Below are 16890 nucleotides of genomic sequence, written 5' to 3'. Positions count from 1 at the left end.
AATTTATTTTAGTTTGACTGATGTCAACTGCAAAATCCATCCTACTGAAAATCGAGAAACTGCCACCGGGGTTTTATGTGACCAAATTGAATCTGATCGCCGGCGAATGGCTGGCGGGCGAAAGCGAGATCGAAAACCGCAACCCGTCAGACCTAAGCGATCTAGTCGGCACCTATGCGCAGGCCAGTGTAGATCAGCTTGCGGCGACGCTGGATCGGGCGCGCGCAGCACAGGTGGAATGGGCCGCCTACCTGCCTGAGCGCAAGCAAACCGTTCTGATGAACATCGGAAATGAGCTCATGGCCCGTGCCGACGAACTGGGCATGCTGTTGTCGCGCGAGGAAGGCAAACCGCTGGCCGAGGGCAAGGGAGAGGTATACCGCGCCGGCCAGTTCTTTACCTATTATGCCGCCGAATGCCTACGTCAGATCGGTGAGAATGCAGACAGTGTTCGCCCCGGCGTCGAGATCGATGTCCGCCGTGAAGCGGTTGGCGTCGTGGCCATAATCAGCCCTTGGAATTTCCCAACCGCGACGGCGTCTTGGAAAATCGCACCCGCTCTGTGCTACGGCAACGCCGTTGTGTGGAAGCCGGCAAACCTGACACCCGCGTCGGCCGTGGCTCTGACTGAAATCATCGAACGGCAGGACATTCCGAAGGGACTTTTTAGCCTTGTTATGGGTTCGGGGCGATCAATCGGTCAGCGGCTGGTCGAAAGCCCAAAGATCAACGCAATTTCCTTCACCGGGTCGGTGCCGGTTGGCAAAGGCATTGCCGCCGCAGCCATCCAGAACCTGACAAAGGTGCAGATGGAAATGGGGTCGAAAAACGCGCTGGCGGTGATGGACGATGCTGATCTGGATCTGGCCGTGACACTGGCGCTGGGGGGCGCATTTGGCGGCACAGGGCAGAAATGCACAGCGTCTTCTCGTTTGGTCGTGCATGCTGGTATCCATGACGCCTTTGTCGAGAAGCTGGTCGCAGGTGCACAGGCCATGAAGGTGGGCCACGCGCTGGAAGAGGGTGTGCAGATGGGTCCGGTGGTCAGCGAGCAACAATTGAACGAGAACCTGGCCTATGTTGAACTGGGCAAATCCGAAGGGGCCGAACTGGCCTGCGGCGGTGCGCGCCTCGAAATGCCGCACGACGGGTACTACATGTCGCCCGGCGTTTTCCTAAACACATCCAATGACATGCGTATCAACCGAGAGGAGATGTTTGCGCCCCTGACCAGCGTCATCAAGGTCGACAGTTATGACGAGGCGCTAAGTGTGGTCAACGACACCCATTTCGGACTGACGTCGGGCATCGTGACGCAGAACCTGGCCCGCGCCACGCATTTCCGGCGCAATGCACGTACTGGTGTCGTGACCGTCAACCTGCCCACCGCCGGCACCGATTACCACGTGCCCTTTGGCGGGCGCGGAGACAGTTCATACGGCCCACGCGAACAGGGCAAGGCCGCTGCAGAGTTCTACACAACGGTCAAGACCGCCTACATCAGTGCAGGATCACCGGTCTGATGCGGATCGATGGGCTGCAATATGCCAACTGGTCGGAAAAGATCTTTCGGCAATTGCGCATGGGCAATGTTGACGCGATCCACGTCACCATCGCGTACCACGAGAACTTTCGTGAGACGGTTCTGAACATCGAAAAATGGAACCGTTGGTTCGAACAATTTTCGGACCTGATCATGAAGGGGCGTTGGGCCAGCGATATCGACATCGCCCGCCAAACCGACCGTACCGCGGTGTTTTTCGGGTTTCAGAACCCGTCACCCATCGAGGACGACATTGGGTTGGTCGAAGTCCTGCACGATTTGGGCGCGCGCTTCATGCAACTGACCTACAACAACCAATCCCTTTTGGCGACCGGCTGCTACGAGGCCGAAGACACGGGCATCACACGCATGGGCAAACAGGTCATCAAGGAAATGAACCGTGTGGGTCTGGTCGTGGATATGAGTCATTCCGCTGATCGTTCAACCATCGAAGCCGCCGAGTTTTCCGAGCGGCCAATCGCGATCACGCACGCCAATCCGCACGACTGGGCGCCCGCTTTGCGCAACAAACGCAATGATGTCATTCGGGCGGTCACAGAAAACGGTGGGATGCTGGGCTTTTCAGTCTACCCTCATCACCTGAAGGACAAGTCCAACTGCACCGTGGGGAGTTTTTGCGAGATGATCGCCCGCACCGCTGACAGATTTGGCACGCAACATCTGGGGATCGGCACCGACCTATGTCAGGATCAGCCCGACAGCGTGGTTGAATGGATGCGCGTCGGTCGCTGGACGAAAGAGATTGACTATGGCGAGGGGTCGGCCAGCAATCCGGGCTTTCCGCCCATGCCACAGTGGTTCAGGGACAATCGGGACTTCGGAAACATAGAAGACGGCCTGCGGGCGGTCGGAATGAACGAGCAGGACGTCGCAGGAATTATGGGCGAGAACTGGTATCGTTTCTTTGCCAATAGCTTCGAGCCACCGACTGCATGAGACACCTGCACCCGCATATCCCACGCCGCGATCCGGCCAAGGTAATGCGCCTGTCACGGCTTGGTTCGCTGCATCAATGCAGGCTCAGCTTTATGCGCCAGCTAACCCGCCGTATGGCGCGGGAAAACTGGCGCTTTGCCCGGCCCGTCTTCGAAATTGATGAAACAGGCGTCGGGCACGCAGTCTATACGATGCACGGGCCAGAGCGCGCTTACTCTCTGGTTGCTTTTGCTCATGATCTGCCGGCAGACCAACGCTCGGACCGGGTGATCGCTGAAGCATGGGATGCGACCTTTGCCCTCTTTGATGGTGTTCCGACCTCCGCTGATATCGACCGACTGGCCAAGAACGTGCCATTACAAGAAGCCGGTCGGATTTCCGAAAGCGAATTGTCTCTGTCCCGCGCGAACCGGTCTGTCCGCTTGTGGACGCATGTCGTTGATCGTCTGGCGTCGGGCAAGCAGCCTGAGTTAGAGCACATCCACAAGGTTGGTTATCTGATGCGGACCACTGCCGTTTATGGGTCCGGAAAATTTGGGGCGGCAGATCGCGAGAAAACATCGGATCGTTCCGAAACCAATGCGCCGTTTCAAACCGAAATGCTGTCCGTCTTTTTGACGCGCGCCTTTGTGCGAGATCTGGTGCAGCACATGGCCCACGCCAAAGGGGGCGAGCGGACGGCAGACCTTGATCCGGCAATTGCCCGCCAACTCGGCATTGGCAACTCGACAGGGCTGGGTATGGCACCGTTCATTGTCAACCACCCGATCTTGTTCAACAATTGGATTATGGTGCGTGAAGAGGCGATTTCACGCGTCCGCTCGCTGGAAACGGCATCCACCGAGGACGCGCGTGTGTTTCGCGACTTTTTCGAGCGTTGTAAACTTTCAGTGTCTTGGTGGCAGTCGGATCATCCGGTGCAAGTCAGAAAACTCGCGAATTTGAAGAGAGATATGGCAGCAATCTCGGATTATTTGAGGCATGACGATCTGCTTCAGGATCAACCCTGGGACCGGCTGATCCGATGGTCAGAAGAAGCGCTTAGCGAAGAGGGGCAGGAACTGATCGCGTCGCTGATCCTTGAACCCTACGGCGACATTGTGGACGGTCTGAGCAGTTGCATGGCAGATTCCAATATGGGCGCGCAGGTGATCGACGGTGCGATGCCTGTTTCCGAGATCCGTCTGTTGATCCAACAAAGCTTTGGCTGGGCAATGGATCTGGATTGGGACGCGCCGGAAAACTGCGCCCGGGCGTGGTACGTTTCCGAAGAAAAACTGGAACCGCGGCTGGGTGAACGGTTCCAGGAACCGATCGCCGAGTATGAACAACCTTTGGCCCCCGCCCGCGACGCGGTGGCTGCGTACAACGCGCTTGCTGAATGGGACGAGCAAGAGCCCGTTGCGCTTTTCTTGCTGCGCCACCCCGAACATCGTCATACCGTTCGGCGCGCTCAGATGAGCCGTGTCGCACCTTATGGCGAGATCCAAGACAACACCATCGGCGCGACCGTTATGCCCATCGATATGCTTCGCGCCAAGCTGTCCTTCTTCGGAGCAACACATTTCGACCCCCGCTCAGACCGCTGGGTGCGTATTTGTATGTATGCCGGTGCGCCCTATCCGGATGAGCTGACCACAGAAAACGCCGATCTTTGGGTGTATCCGGAGGTCGCGCGATGAGTTTTGCTCTGAACGAGGTTGAAGCCACCGCCAAACGGGCAACCCGCGGGGCCGGGTACTGCTGGGGCATTGCCGAAGAGGCGGGCAAAGCCACGCGCTGGCTGTGCGCACATTCGATGGATGGTGTCGGGGCCTTGGCGCGCCTTTTGGAACGCGACTATGCGGCGACCGTGGATATTCATACGCCGAAGGGCCTTCGTGACGTCTGGACGGGTGATCAGCAGTTGTGCCCGCTGATGACGGGCGCCTCACTTTCGGACTGTGCTGGCCTGCTGCAGACCGGTCCGATCTGCATTCAACAGATCTGTGTGCCTTTGCTGTTGCTGCCTTTTGCGGCAAACGGTGCGCGCAGCCAGGATACGGTCTTCACCCTCACAATAGACGGTTCTTTGGCCATTACGGATGGCATCAGCGTTTCAATGCAGAAGGAATGTCCGGATGAAGCGGAACATGTTGTGGTCTCGCTTGGTGGAGCGATATCGGACAGACAGCCTTGCCTAACCCGCGCCGCTCCTAGACCCGCCGACTGGGACACTCTTTTGCGATACAGCCATCGCACTTACGCGCCCGCCACCGAGCAATCCCGCCTGCTGGGCGCTGGTGCCGGGCTATCCGACAACGACTAGAGAGACACCCTGATGACTGAAACCCGCACCCTGTCGCTCGCCGAGATCGAAGATCTATCTTTTCGCGCCCTCGTGGCTGCGGGAACATCCGAGGAAAACGCGCGCCCTTTGGCCGTAGCGACCGCCGCCACAGAGGCAGACGGAGTCGCAAGTCACGGTTTGGCCTACATCCCGATCTATTGTGAGCATGTCGCGTGCGGAAAGGTGGATGGTCAGGCCAAACCGGTCCTAACGCGTCCACGACCCGGCGTTGTGACGGTCGATGCGGCAACCGGCTTTGCACATCCGGCAATTGATTTGGGCTTTGAAACGCTTGTGCCCGCCGCGCGTGAACAAGGTCTTGCCGCCTTGGCGATCAAAAACAGCTACAATTGTGGCGTGCTGGGGTATCATACCTACCGGCTGGCGCAGGCCGGGCTTGTCGGTCTCGGGTTTACCAATGCACCCGCTTCCATCGCCCCGTCCGGAGGCGCAAAACCGGTTGTTGGCACCAACCCGTTCTCGGTTGCGGTTCCCGGTGCAGATGGCCAACCTGCCCTGCTGATCGATCAGAGCGCCAGCACCATTGCCAAAAGCGAGGTCATGAAACACGCCCGCGAAGGGAAACCAATCCCGATTGGCTGGGCGCTGGATGCTGAGGGCAACCCGACGGCAGACCCAAATGTCGGGTTAAAGGGAAGCATGGCGCCCTCGGGTGGGTACAAAGGTATCGGCGTCGCATTGCTGACCGAGATCATGGCCGCCGCACTGACCGGCGCGACACTCGGAATGAACGCGTCACCGTTTTCGGGAACAGCCGGAGGCCCGCCAAGAACGGGCCAGTTTTTTGTCGCCATTGATCCGTCTGCGACGTCCGGGGGCGGCTTCGCGAGTGGTATCGCTGCTCTGGTGGACGCCATTCGATTCCAGGACGGTGCGCATTTGCCGGGGGACGGCCGTCGCGCAAAGCGTCTGTCAGCCACGACAGACGGCGTTGCTGTGAGTAAGGCGACATTGGCCAGAATCGAGGCTATACTGCACGCAAACGTCGAGACCTGAAACCATCAGCAGCCCCTGAAAGTTCTGATTGCGACTGGATTCTTGCACAGCGCAGCCTTCTGTTGATTTGCCTCAAAGATGGATCCTGCCCGCGCGGGTATCTGGCAGGTGACACTCAAGGGTATGGCCAATGGCAAATGAGAAAGCGGGACAAATCGTTTGGCATGATCACTTTTCGACCAACCGGGCCCGTTCCATCGAGTTTTATGGCCAGGTTGCGTCGTGGACTTTCGTAACCGAACACGCGACGGACTTCGCCTGGGGCGGCGGGGAGAAGGACTTTGTCCTTGCCATGTCAGATGGTGAAGCCGGCGCAGGATTTATTGAAGCATCAAAAGAGGTCGCCGAAGGCTGGATTCCTTACGTGGAAGTGCCCGATGTGGACCGGTCGGCAGCATTGGCCGAGAAGCTGGGCGGGCAAGTCTTGAAACAACCCTTTAGTGTTCCTGGGGTTGGCCGCAACAGCTTGTTGCTCGACCCTCAAGGGGCGCGCATCGGCATCTCTCAATCGCTTCACGGTTTCCCGGTGCCCACGCGCCAATTCGGGCAGGAAACATACTTGTCGGGCAGCCATGAGTTTCCGGATCAATTCTACAGCGAACTGTTTGATTGGGCCTATTTAAAACAAAACGGAAACCCCACCGGCTTTATGAGACACAGGCCAACGCAACAGACCGTCGCGGTGCACATCCCGACGGAAACCTTGAGGAATTGCAATGCGATATGGGCACCTGCGCTTCGGGTCGGAAATCCGGACAACGCGCGCGCCGCCGCTGAACCGTTGGGAGCATGCTTGGTTAGCCGCGGCCCCGTTCAGGCGCCAGAGGAGGCTTACACTGTGCTAAAAGACCCAAACGGAGTGTTTTTTGCCTTAATCGACGACGGGGTTCGGCCATTTTGAGGGCAGCCGCATTTGGCAAGCCAATCAGAAATCTGCCCAAGTCTCGTTTGAAAAATCCAGTTTCTTTTTCGCTGTTTCCTTTGCTGGGGTCAGCCTTCAATTTGATTCAGAGCAAGGTGCGACCTCAGGGTACCCAATAGGTTTTGACTCGTCAGGCACGGACGCGGAGTCGCTTCATGAAAAACAGGATAACAACCGGCGTTATCGCCGCAGCTCTTTTGATCGGCGGCGCGGCTTACTTTCTGCTTTTTTCCGAGAATACCGACGAATTGCCGGCTGGTTTCGCGCAGGGCAATGGCCGGACTGAGGCTGAGCAGGTTGGGATCGCGCCCACCATCGCAGGTCGCGTTGAAAACGTGACCGCGGCAGAAGGCACACTTGTATCCCCGGGTGAGGTCCTGGTGGAAATGGACATCGACGAACTGTCCGCCTCGCTCGACCGGGCCAAAGCCGAGGTTATGCTAGCCCGCCAGAGCAAGGCAGAAGCCGAGGCAATTGTCGTGCAACGCCAAAGCGAGCAGCACCGGGCAAAACAGGAATTTGATCGCGCGACAGCACTGCTGGCGGGGCAGAACATCCCCGAGTCGGTTTTTGAAGAACGCGAGACCCTCCACCTGGTTGCCGAGGCCGTACTAGGCGCGGCCAAGGCACGCGTCGCGACGGCCGACAGCCGGATTGCCGCGGCGGAGGCCGGGGTGCGCCTGATCGAGGCGCAGATCGAGGACAGTTCGCTTTACGCCCCCGTGCTGGGCCGTGTGCTCTATCGCCTCGCCGAACCCGGCGAGGTCGTTGGCGCGGGGAACCGATCCTGACGCTTCTCAGCCTCGAAAACGTCTACATGGATGTCTTCCTGCCTGCACCAAAGGCCGGGCTGCTGGCGATTGGTGCCGAGGCCCGAATCGTGCTGGACGCGCTACCGGACTATGCCATCCCGGCAGCCGTCTCATTCGTCTCGCCAGAGGCCCAGTTTACTCCCAAACAGGTAGAGACTCTGGATGAACGCGAGCAGCTGGTCTTTCGCGTCCGCGTCCGCCTCCCCGAAGACCTGATCTCAGGCCGGATCGAGCATGTCAAAACCGGCCTTCGGGGCATCGCAGTCATTCGGCTTGATCCCGAGAGCGTCTGGCCCGAGGCACTGGAACGGCGCATTCCGCCCGAGTTGTTCGAATGAACCCCGGCGCGGCGCTGGAAACCCTGCGGATCACAGGCGTCACACACAGCTATCGCAAGCATGTTGCACTGAACGATGTGTCACTGGATTTGCCAGCCAATCAGCTTATCGGGTTCATCGGACCGGACGGCGTTGGAAAATCAACGCTTCTGGGTCTGATCACAGGCGCAAAAAAGCTGCAATCCGGTTCAATAGACGTGTTGGGTGGATCGATTGACGACACTGCGCACCGCCGCCGCATTTGCCCGTCTATTGCGTTCATGCCGCAGGGTCTGGGCCGCAACCTCTATGCCGAGCTCTCCGTTCGGGAAAACCTCGAATTCTTCTCGCGCCTGTTTGGACAAGGTTCGGATGAACGCGACATACGCATCACGGCATTGTTGGCGGCAACCGGCCTGACCCCGTTCGAAGACCGCCTGATGGGCAAGCTTTCCGGCGGGATGAAACAAAAGCTCGGCCTGTGCTGCGCATTGATCCATGATCCCAAGCTTCTGGTGCTGGACGAACCGACAACCGGTGTCGACCCCCTCTCGCGCCGCCAATTCTGGGTGCTGATTGACGCAATCCGCCGGGAAACACCGGAACTTACGGTTCTGGTGTCCACCGCCTACATGCGAGAGGCGCAGAGCTTTGACCACATCGTGGCGATGGACGCTGGGCGCATTATCTTTCAGGGCCGACCCGAGGAATTGCAGGGCCGACACAAAGACCTTGAAACAGCGTATCGGCAACTGCCATCGCGCGGCAAGCAACGTTCCTCATTCGTTGATTTGCCCAGTCGCTCCGTGGCCCACAACCCAGTGATCGCCGCGCGCGGGCTCACGCGGCGCTTTGGCGACTTTGTTGCTGTCGACAGTGTCGACTTCTCGATCAACCAAGGCGAGATCTTTGGGTTTTTGGGATCGAACGGGTGCGGCAAATCGACGACGATGAAAATGCTGACAGGCCTGCTGCCGGCAAGTTCCGGAGAGGCGCTGTTGTTCGGCAGGCCGGTTGACGCCAGCGACCGGAAGATGCGCCGTGAGATCGGGTATATGAGCCAAGCGTTTTCACTCTATGGCGAATTGACAATACAGCAAAACCTGCAACTGCACGCGCGCATCTTTGACATCCCGAACAGGGCAGAGCGCATCGACGCGCTGGTCGACCGTTTCGGCCTTGTGGCGCATCGCGACACCCTGGCGGCAAACCTGCCGCTTGGCATCAAGCAACGGCTGTCCCTGGCCGTTGCCGTGATCCATCGCCCGCGCGTGCTGATCCTGGACGAACCAACCTCGGGCGTTGACCCGGCGGCCCGCGACGGGTTCTGGGAACTCCTTTTTGACCTGTCGCGGAATGAAGATGTCACGATCTTTGTCTCGACTCATTTCATGAGCGAAGCTGAACGGTGCGACCGGGTTTCGTTCATGCATGCGGGCAAGGTCCTGGCTGAAGGGACGCCAACCGAGCTGATCGCCTCTGAAGATGCTGAAAACCTTGAAGAGGCATTTGTCTCAATCCTGAAGGCCGCCAACCCCCCGGAACCGGTTGTCGCCCCGCAAGTGGATTTGACCGTTGCGAAACGTGGCGGCGGTGGCGGCATAGGGCGCGCGATGGCCTATGCCCGGCGCGAAACTGTCGAAGTCCTGCGCGACCGGGTACGTCTGGCTTTTGCTTTCCTTGGATCGGCGATCCTGATGCTGGTCTTCTGTTACGGCATAACCCTGGATATCGAGGAGCTCGATTTTGCTGTTCTGGATTTCTCTCAAGGCCCGGAAAGCCGCGCTTATGCGGCGGAAATCTCGGGATCGCGGTATTTTGATGCTACCGACCCCCTGACCGACGCGGACGAGGGCCGCCAGCGTCTGGTTGCAGGCGATGTCTCGCTGGTGGTCGAGTTGCCCCCTGATTTCGGGCGCAAGCTGCGCTCAGGCGAGCCGACCCAGGTTCTGGCCACCGTGGACGGTGCGATTCCATTCAAGGGCGAAACCGTCGAAGGTTATGTGGCGGGTCTGCATCAAACCTTTGTCGACACTCTGGCGCGGGAAACCGGGACCGGACAAACCGAAGCGGCCCGCATCGAACCACGGTTTCGCTACAATCAGAGCTTTGAGAGTATCGCGGCAATGGCCCCGGCGATGCCCGCGATCTTGCTGATCATGCTGCCCGCTATTCTGACGGCGGTCAGTGTCGCTCGCGAGCGAGAACTGGGATCGGTCGTGAATTTCTATGTGACCCCGACAACACGGCTCGAATTTCTGATCGGCAAGCAAATCCCCTATATCGCGGTTGCCTACGCCAATTTTCTGCTCTTGGCCTGGATGACGGTTTTTGTGTTCGACGTGCCACTCAAGGGCGATCCCATACCTCTTGCGGTTGGCGCGCTGCTTTATGTGTGGGCAACAACATCATACGGCTTGCTGATGGCGACGATTACATCAAGCCAGGTGGCCGCGACCTTTGCGACCGCCATTGCTTCTGTGGTGCCCACCATCCAGTTTTCGGGCCTGCTGCAGCCGGTTTCGACATTGGAACCCGGCGCGCAGACCATCGGGGCGCTGTGGCCGTCCTCCTATTTCCTGCATCTCAACGTTGGGGCGTTCACCAAGGGTCTGGGGTGGGAGGCAATGACCTCGGACATTCTGGCGCTGGCCTGCTTCGGGCCTGCCTTTACCCTGATTGCGGCCCTCTTGCTTCGGGCGCAGGAGAAGTAAATGCAACGTCTTTACCGCATCTTCTGGCTGGGTTTGAAAGAGATGATGAGCCTGCGTCGGGACTGGGTTATGATGGCGCTGCTGGCCTGGTCCTTTACGCTGTCTCCGATCATGGAGGCCACCGGTGTCGCCAGTTCCGTCAACAATGCCTCGATTGCATTTGCGGATGAGGACAATTCTCCGCTCTCCCGCGCCCTATCAACCGCGTTTTTTCCACCGGAATTCCAGCCCGTTGTTCAGATCGTTCCAGGCACCGGACCGGACCAGATGGATGCCGGTCGGTTTTTGTTCGTCGTCGCCGTCCCGCCAGGGTTCGAAAAGGATGTACGCGCCGGACGCGCACCCGAGATTCAGGTTCTAATCGACGCAACCGCGATGGAGCAGGCCGGGATCGGCGCCAACTACATCATCAATATCCTGAGCGCCGAGATTCGCCGGTTCGCCATCGGTGCAGACCTCATCGACCCGCCGATGATTGATGTCATTCTGCGCAGCGCCTTCAACCCAAACAGGGATACGGTGCGCTTTGCCGGGATCGTCGCCCTGATCGGTCAGATCATGTGGCTGACAACGATCCTGACTGGCGCGGCCATGATCCGCGAACGCGAGCATGGAACGATTGAGCATCTGCTGGCCATGCCGCTGACCCCTTTCGACATCGCCATCGCCAAAATCTGGGCCAACGCCGCCGTTGTTCTGGTCGCAGCGGGCTTGTCGATGACGTTTGTTATGCAGGGCAGTCTCGGCATCGATATCGCGGGGTCTAAACTGCTGTTTCTGCTTGGCACCGCCCTCTTTTTGTTCACGGCTACGGCATTGGGGGTCTTTTTGGCGACCATCGCCCGTTCGATGGCGCAATTCGCGCTGCTGGTGATGCTGGTGATCCTGCCCATGCTGATGCTGTCAGGCGGTGAGACACCGATTGAGGGGCAGCCCGACTGGTTGCAGGTGGGGACACTCATCCTGCCGTCCCGGCACTACATGTCGGCCAGTCAGTCCATCATATTCAAGGGCGCCGGAATCGAAACGGTTTGGCCAGAGTTTGCTTGGATGGCAGTGCTCGGCCTCGCGCTGTTGGGAATCAGTCTTGCGCTTTTTCGACGCTCTGTGGCGCAGGATCGGTGACACCCGGTCGCTAGTCAAAATGGGTCAACGCGACACCCCATCACCCAGCAGCATCGGCGCAGAGACCGACGACGGTCGGCTTCACGAATTTGATTTCGCTTAAAGTTGTGACACGCGAATGTGGTAGTGTCGCAACACTGCGATCTTTAATGGGAGAATTGAAGATGCCTACCAAATCCACCAAGACCGAATCACCGGAAGTTTTCACCGATGTCCTGAGGTCCATGCAGGGCATGATGTCCGCAAATCCACTCATTGCGCCGCAGGTCGAGCAGTTCTGGAATGCGCAAGACAAGCTGCTGGATGAGGCCGAGGAATACTCTCGCCATTGGTTCCGGCGCCGTCACGAGGCCGCCAGAACAGCGCTGGAAGCGGCGCGAGAAACGACGTCCGGCGACCGGATTGAACCGGCCAAAGCGATGAACACGATGACCGAATGGCAGCGCCATTCGATTGAACGCATGGTCGAAGACGCCCGGGAGTGGTTTGAAATGGTAACCCGGTGCGCACAATATGTGAGCGACGCGGAAGCCGAGGCCATAGGCGAGAATGTGGAAGCGGCGTCAAAGGCGGGTCGTAAAGCAGCCAAACCCACAAAATCCTCGCCGGTCTGATTTGGTTTCCCGCCTGGATTGTTGAAACGCCCGCATCCGCGAGTGCGTGCATTTGCGCCAATCGGTGTTGGCGCACGAAGGTCGTGTGTGTTCTATGACGTACGCCTGCCGGTTCCACCCGCTCTCAAATCCGCTTTTTTCTCCAGCACGATGAGTGGCAAAACGATCCCATTTCACTTCACCGAGTTTCCGAACGCAAACCTGTTGGGCAACTGAATTCGCTGGCGCCTTGAATACGGCGCCAATCAGACCTGATGGATGTAGGTTCCGGGGGCGTCGGGCAACTTGCTTGCATCCCTGCGCGCGCCTCCCATGGGCGGAGGTGCAGTTTTCCCGGTCGAATGCGTCCGTATCCAGTCCGCCATCGCCGGCCACCATGAGCCTTCCCTGAATTCGCTGATCTCGAGCCAATCGTCCGGCGAAACATAATGCGCATCGGCCAACCGGTGATCTGTCCGGTAATGACGGTTCTTATGTCCGGGCTCACTCAGGATACCGCCGTTGTGCCCCCCCTTGGTCAGAACAAATGTCAGATCGCCATCTGTGAACAACCTGACCTTATAAACCGACCGCCAGGGCGCAATATGATCGGTTTCGGTTCCGACCACGAACATCGGGACGCGAATGTCCTTCAGAGCGATCACGCGCCCGTCGACCGCAAACCGCCCCGCACTCAAACGGTTTTCGAGAAACAGGCCGCGCAGATATTCCGAGTGCATCCGCGCAGGCATGCGTGTTGTGTCGTTGTTCCAGACGGTCAAATCCGTCGGAAGGTCATCTTCCCCAAGGAAATAGCGGCGCACAGCGCGCGCGTAGATCAAGTCTTCGGCGCGAATGGTCGTAAACGTGCGTGCCATCTGCGGTCGGTCCAGACAACCCTGCAACCACATCAGGTCCTCGACAAAAGAAACCTGACTGTCGTCGATGAACAGCAAAAGCTCACCAGCTTCGGCAAAGTCGACCTGCGCCGCCATTAGAGTGACGCTGGCCAGACGGTCATCGCCGTCGCGTTCCATAACTGCGGCCGCGATGGCAAGCAGCGTACCACCCAGACAATACCCGTTGGCATGAATCTTTTTGCCCGGAACAATCTTTTCCACCGTGTCAATCGCGGTCATAACGCCTTGTTTGCGATAGTCCTCAAGGCTTAGGTCGGCGTGTTCGGCGGTCGGGTTCAGCCAGGAAATCATGAACACCGTAAACCCCTGATCGACAAGGTATCGAACCATCGAGTTCTCGGGCGACAAATCCAGCACGTAATACTTCATGATCCAGGCTGGGACGAAGAGGATCGGTTCAGCCTGCACGGTTTTGGTTGTGGGGGAATACTGGATCAGTTCGAAAAGCGCGTTACGAAAGACGATTTTGCCCGGTGTTGCCGCCAAATCCTTGCCAATCTCGTAACCTTCGGGGGCGGGATCACGCTGTTGGGTGACGGTGTGCAGGACATCTTCCACAAAATGTGCGGCACCATCCACCAGATTGCGACCACCTGTCTGAGCCGTGCGGTTGAGGATTTCAGGGTTCAACCAAGGAAAGTTCGACGGCGAAACGACGTCCAGCGCCTGCCGGATCTGGAATTGGGCGCGCTCGGCATCCCGTGGCGCGATACCCGGCATTTCATCGGTCGCAGCCTGCCACCAGTCCTGCGCGCTCAGAAAGGCCTGCTGCCAAAGAGCGAAAGGGGCCTTTTGCCAATCCTCCGCAGTGAACCGGTGATCGTGCTTGCGGGGCCGGAACGGCGGTTCGGCTGCGGCCCCTGCGGCAAGTTTTCCGGCATGCTCCCAAAGCTTGGCGGCGTTCTGGCCGGCGCGCTCTGCTAGTTCCATCTGGCGCCCCGGAGACCGGCTCAGATGCAGCGCCCAATCCATCCACGTAGCCATTATGGAATGCGGGGAAACTCCGGCCGTGGCACGAGCCATCGCGGCCCGCGTTGCGCGGTCCAGCTTGTCATATGGGTGATTTGCCTCCCCGGTCTCGGCGGATGAAGCCGCAGGCTGCCGTTCCGCACTCAGCTTTTCCGGTTTCAACTGGGTCATTTTGCTTCTCCGTTACAGGCCTGACGGTCCAGCGATTGGAACTTTGACGCCGCCGGGACAGCTCTATGATCTATTTAAGCATTTGATGTTGAAAATTCATGATGTCATGGTCGTTAATCTTGCCCTGTGCGGCACGCGTGAAGATGCGTGCCAACAATGCCAACGTATCCCATTCAAAACGCCAAAAAGCTTAGCGCGCGATAGCGCACCCCAACGCCTCGGCCAGATCATCTCGGGTCATGGCAGTTGTCGGTTCCGCCGCAAAACCTTTTGGCGTTCAGGGAACCTTAATCCTGCCTCTATCCTTTCATTTCCTCTATCACGGTTGATCGGCCACAGCCACCCGGCAATAGTGGCTTTCTGGAAAGCCGTAAGGCGGTCGCTGCGTAAACGAAACCCGCGCCAATGGGACAAGCATTGGACACGGGACATTCGTTTTCAGTCTGTGACGGGACTACCCGATGTTTGGCAATTACAGGTGTTCTTTGCCGACGACAGCAACGAACAGCCTGACGAGGATCTGAAAGCCATCCTGAGCGCGTTCTGGGACGCCCAGAAACCCGAATACGTCACAGCAAACGGTCTGACGAATTGGCCCAATATCTGGCTTATGCAGTCTGCCGGATTCCGACAAGTCGGCGTTCTTCCTCTGTCGGATGGGCCGGTCGTAACTTGGGGGTGGCGCAAGTGTCATTAGTCGAAACCAAGATATGCGGGGCAAGGCTGCCGGATGGGTCTGTCTGTATGGCAGAGCCTGTACCGGGCAAGATGCACTTAATGAAGGCCCACTTATCCGCCATATCAAATCTCCAGGTTGAATAGCGACAACGCTACGCCCCAAAAACGCGATTCGACTAGTGGCGCAAATTGGCGCATGCGGCGACTAAAACAAGGCAGGGAGGCAAGCCCCTTCCTCAATGTGGGAATGCCAGTCGAAATCAGCATTTGACCCGCCTAAGCCTCACCCTTTCCTGCGACTATGTGGCGTTCTTGACGGATCATAGGCCCAGCACCACGCAGATGCGGCATGCGCCAACTAAGCCCACCCGGTGGGTTGCGCATGTAGTGCCCGCGCACCCAATGGGTTCGGCGGCGTATCGGATCACCATCGCCCTTGTCTGCGCCTTCCTGCATCGCTTCCCATTACCCACGACCAGCCGTTCCGAGTTTGATTTTCGAAACCCTGAAGTCCGGCAGGTTCCTTCCGCTCTTCTTTGCCCTCCGTCTCGCCGCTCTCGGATACGCCGTGACTTCTTCTACGTCGAGCATGCTCTGATGCTTAAGCATGGTGAATAAGGCGACTGACAGTCCAAGAAAGTACTGAGTCCATGTTCGCTCCTTTTCGAGCGCTTCTTCTAACACTTGATTGCCTGGCTGCTGCCTCAGGAGCTCTTGAGAGGGTGTAGGTATGACTACTGCATTGAGCCCGTTCGACTTCAAGACGAACATGCTTGGTACCGCGCCTCCATCATTCGTCATGAAGACTTGGGTGTAAATGTCACCATTGACCTGCGTAAGGAAGCCAATCACAGACGCACCGCTTTCGTCAGTCTGTTTTTCAAGTGTAATAGCAGGAAATGGTAGCAAGACCCTCTGATAGGTATCCTCAAGACCGCCGCGCTTTATTTCGTTTATCAACTGGTTCAGCATTGCTTCGGCCTCTACATCGAGGCGAAATGCATGGGTATCCTCCAAGATTGTTTGCTGTCGGTCTCGGTAGTCGTTCAGGCGATGCAACAATGCCGGGTCGATACCTTGTGGGCGCTTGCCGAAAACGCTCAGTAAGTTTTCCGGGTACTGTTCAAAGAAATTCACTAATTGGTGCAGCATGTCATCATTTGTTTGGTTTCTTTCGGGATGGACCGCGAGTACCAGCCTTATTGCTAGGATGAAGATATGGAGCTGTGCGCTTCGCTCGCAGTGAGCCAATCTTTAGGTTCCGTTCAACGACTCCAAGATAGTCTTGAGCCCAATTGGTTTCCTCCAACACATTCTCTGGGGCATAGCTCTGCGCCATGGTGCCGTAACCCAATTCTTCGTCTATCTCACGGCCCGAAGTAAAAAACACGTACTGACCATCTGGCGCAACGCCAAGGTATGTTCCGTGCGCGAGGACGTTTCGGTCATGGAAGAGGTTTTTGACTCGCGGTGTCCAAGTCTTATCAAACACTTCAAAGGCGTCGTCGGGTCTGGCGCGCGCTAACTGACGCGCAATATCAACCTTGCGCTTAACGGAACTCTGGCCCGTTAGGATATCCACTCGCGCCTCATCAATTTGCGCCATCATGCAGAGCACCGAGTTAATGCAGTCTTCATATTCAGAGCAAATGCGAACAAGCCTACCAATCGCCATCAGCATTACGTCCGATAGCGGCTGGAATGTGAGCTGCATTCCCTCTGTCGCATAGACGCGTTCTATCATTGCATATCCTGCCTGTTAGTATCGTTTTGCGTTGAGTATGGGTGCATGATATCCGAGCCTCTTTTCTTGAGGGAGGCCA

16 protein-coding genes are annotated in these 16890 nt (G+C 57.8%); 12 read left to right on the top strand and 4 right to left on the bottom strand.

Going from position 1 to position 16890, the window contains the following annotated elements; translation table 11 throughout:
* Positions 1 to 20: 20 nt before the first annotated feature.
* The 11 genes from ACR3ES_RS08090 to ACR3ES_RS08040 all read left to right on the top strand — a co-directional run bounded on the left by ACR3ES_RS08090 (position 21) and on the right by ACR3ES_RS08040 (position 12350).
* On the top strand, positions 21 to 1523 hold the full coding sequence (locus tag ACR3ES_RS08090) for an aldehyde dehydrogenase family protein (protein ID WP_480425174.1): 1503 nt from the start codon (positions 21 to 23) through the stop codon (positions 1521 to 1523).
* Positions 1523 to 2500, top strand: coding sequence for a membrane dipeptidase (locus ACR3ES_RS08085; RefSeq protein ID WP_170429187.1), 978 nt, complete (start codon positions 1523 to 1525; stop codon positions 2498 to 2500). The genes ACR3ES_RS08090 and ACR3ES_RS08085 overlap by 1 nt, the downstream gene beginning before the upstream one ends.
* Positions 2497 to 4182, top strand: coding sequence for a hypothetical protein (locus tag ACR3ES_RS08080; RefSeq protein ID WP_480425172.1), 1686 nt, complete (start codon positions 2497 to 2499; stop codon positions 4180 to 4182). The genes ACR3ES_RS08085 and ACR3ES_RS08080 overlap by 4 nt, the downstream gene beginning before the upstream one ends.
* Entirely contained in the window at positions 4179 to 4808 is a 630-nt protein-coding gene (locus ACR3ES_RS08075) for a DUF3726 domain-containing protein (RefSeq protein ID WP_170429182.1), read from the top strand. Before ACR3ES_RS08080 ends, ACR3ES_RS08075 begins: the two co-directional genes overlap by 4 nt.
* Positions 4809 to 4820: 12 nt before the next feature.
* Positions 4821 to 5846, top strand: a complete 1026-nt coding sequence (locus tag ACR3ES_RS08070) for an Ldh family oxidoreductase (RefSeq protein ID WP_170429179.1) — start codon at positions 4821 to 4823, stop codon at positions 5844 to 5846.
* Positions 5847 to 5976: 130 nt separating this feature from the next.
* On the top strand, positions 5977 to 6747 hold the full coding sequence (locus tag ACR3ES_RS08065; RefSeq protein WP_170687739.1) for a VOC family protein: 771 nt from the start codon (positions 5977 to 5979) through the stop codon (positions 6745 to 6747).
* A gap of 176 nt (positions 6748 to 6923) precedes the next feature.
* The gene (locus tag ACR3ES_RS08060) at positions 6924 to 7559 is read left to right on the top strand and encodes an HlyD family secretion protein (RefSeq protein WP_480634711.1); all 636 of its coding nucleotides are present in this window, start codon (positions 6924 to 6926) and stop codon (positions 7557 to 7559) included.
* Positions 7560 to 7585: 26 nt separating this feature from the next.
* Positions 7586 to 7918, top strand: coding sequence for a hypothetical protein (locus ACR3ES_RS08055; RefSeq protein ID WP_480634710.1), 333 nt, complete (start codon positions 7586 to 7588; stop codon positions 7916 to 7918).
* Entirely contained in the window at positions 7915 to 10611 is a 2697-nt protein-coding gene (gene rbbA, locus ACR3ES_RS08050; RefSeq protein ID WP_480425170.1) for a ribosome-associated ATPase/putative transporter RbbA, read from the top strand. Before ACR3ES_RS08055 ends, rbbA begins: the two co-directional genes overlap by 4 nt.
* The gene (locus ACR3ES_RS08045) at positions 10612 to 11736 is read left to right on the top strand and encodes an ABC transporter permease (RefSeq protein WP_170429172.1); all 1125 of its coding nucleotides are present in this window, start codon (positions 10612 to 10614) and stop codon (positions 11734 to 11736) included.
* A 164-nt stretch (positions 11737 to 11900) separates the two neighbouring features.
* Positions 11901 to 12350, top strand: coding sequence for a hypothetical protein (locus ACR3ES_RS08040; RefSeq protein ID WP_170429170.1), 450 nt, complete (start codon positions 11901 to 11903; stop codon positions 12348 to 12350).
* A gap of 245 nt (positions 12351 to 12595) precedes the next feature.
* Here the strand turns inward: ACR3ES_RS08040 and ACR3ES_RS08035 are convergent, their stop codons facing one another.
* Positions 12596 to 14389, bottom strand: a complete 1794-nt coding sequence (locus ACR3ES_RS08035; RefSeq protein ID WP_170429167.1) for an alpha/beta fold hydrolase — start codon at positions 14387 to 14389, stop codon at positions 12596 to 12598.
* A gap of 445 nt (positions 14390 to 14834) precedes the next feature.
* On the opposite strand from ACR3ES_RS08035, the gene ACR3ES_RS08030 reads away from it, so the two are divergent.
* Positions 14835 to 15086, top strand: a complete 252-nt coding sequence (locus ACR3ES_RS08030) for a hypothetical protein (RefSeq protein ID WP_480634709.1) — start codon at positions 14835 to 14837, stop codon at positions 15084 to 15086.
* 257 nt (positions 15087 to 15343) lie between these two features.
* Here the strand turns inward: ACR3ES_RS08030 and ACR3ES_RS08025 are convergent, their stop codons facing one another.
* From ACR3ES_RS08025 to ACR3ES_RS08015, 3 genes are read right to left on the bottom strand one after another with little or no spacing between them, the layout of a single operon-like run.
* Positions 15344 to 15523, bottom strand: a complete 180-nt coding sequence (locus ACR3ES_RS08025) for a hypothetical protein (protein ID WP_480425168.1) — start codon at positions 15521 to 15523, stop codon at positions 15344 to 15346.
* A 9-nt stretch (positions 15524 to 15532) separates the two neighbouring features.
* Positions 15533 to 16219, bottom strand: coding sequence for a hypothetical protein (locus ACR3ES_RS08020; protein ID WP_170429160.1), 687 nt, complete (start codon positions 16217 to 16219; stop codon positions 15533 to 15535).
* Between the two features lie 4 nt (positions 16220 to 16223).
* The gene (locus ACR3ES_RS08015; RefSeq protein WP_170429157.1) at positions 16224 to 16811 is read right to left on the bottom strand and encodes a hypothetical protein; all 588 of its coding nucleotides are present in this window, start codon (positions 16809 to 16811) and stop codon (positions 16224 to 16226) included.
* Positions 16812 to 16890: the final 79 nt, after the last annotated feature.

The sequence above is a fragment of the Ruegeria sp. B1 genome (assembly GCF_056535885.1).
The sequence above is the reverse complement of the archived record's forward strand: the minus strand, read 5'-3'. Positions and strand labels throughout refer to the sequence as shown.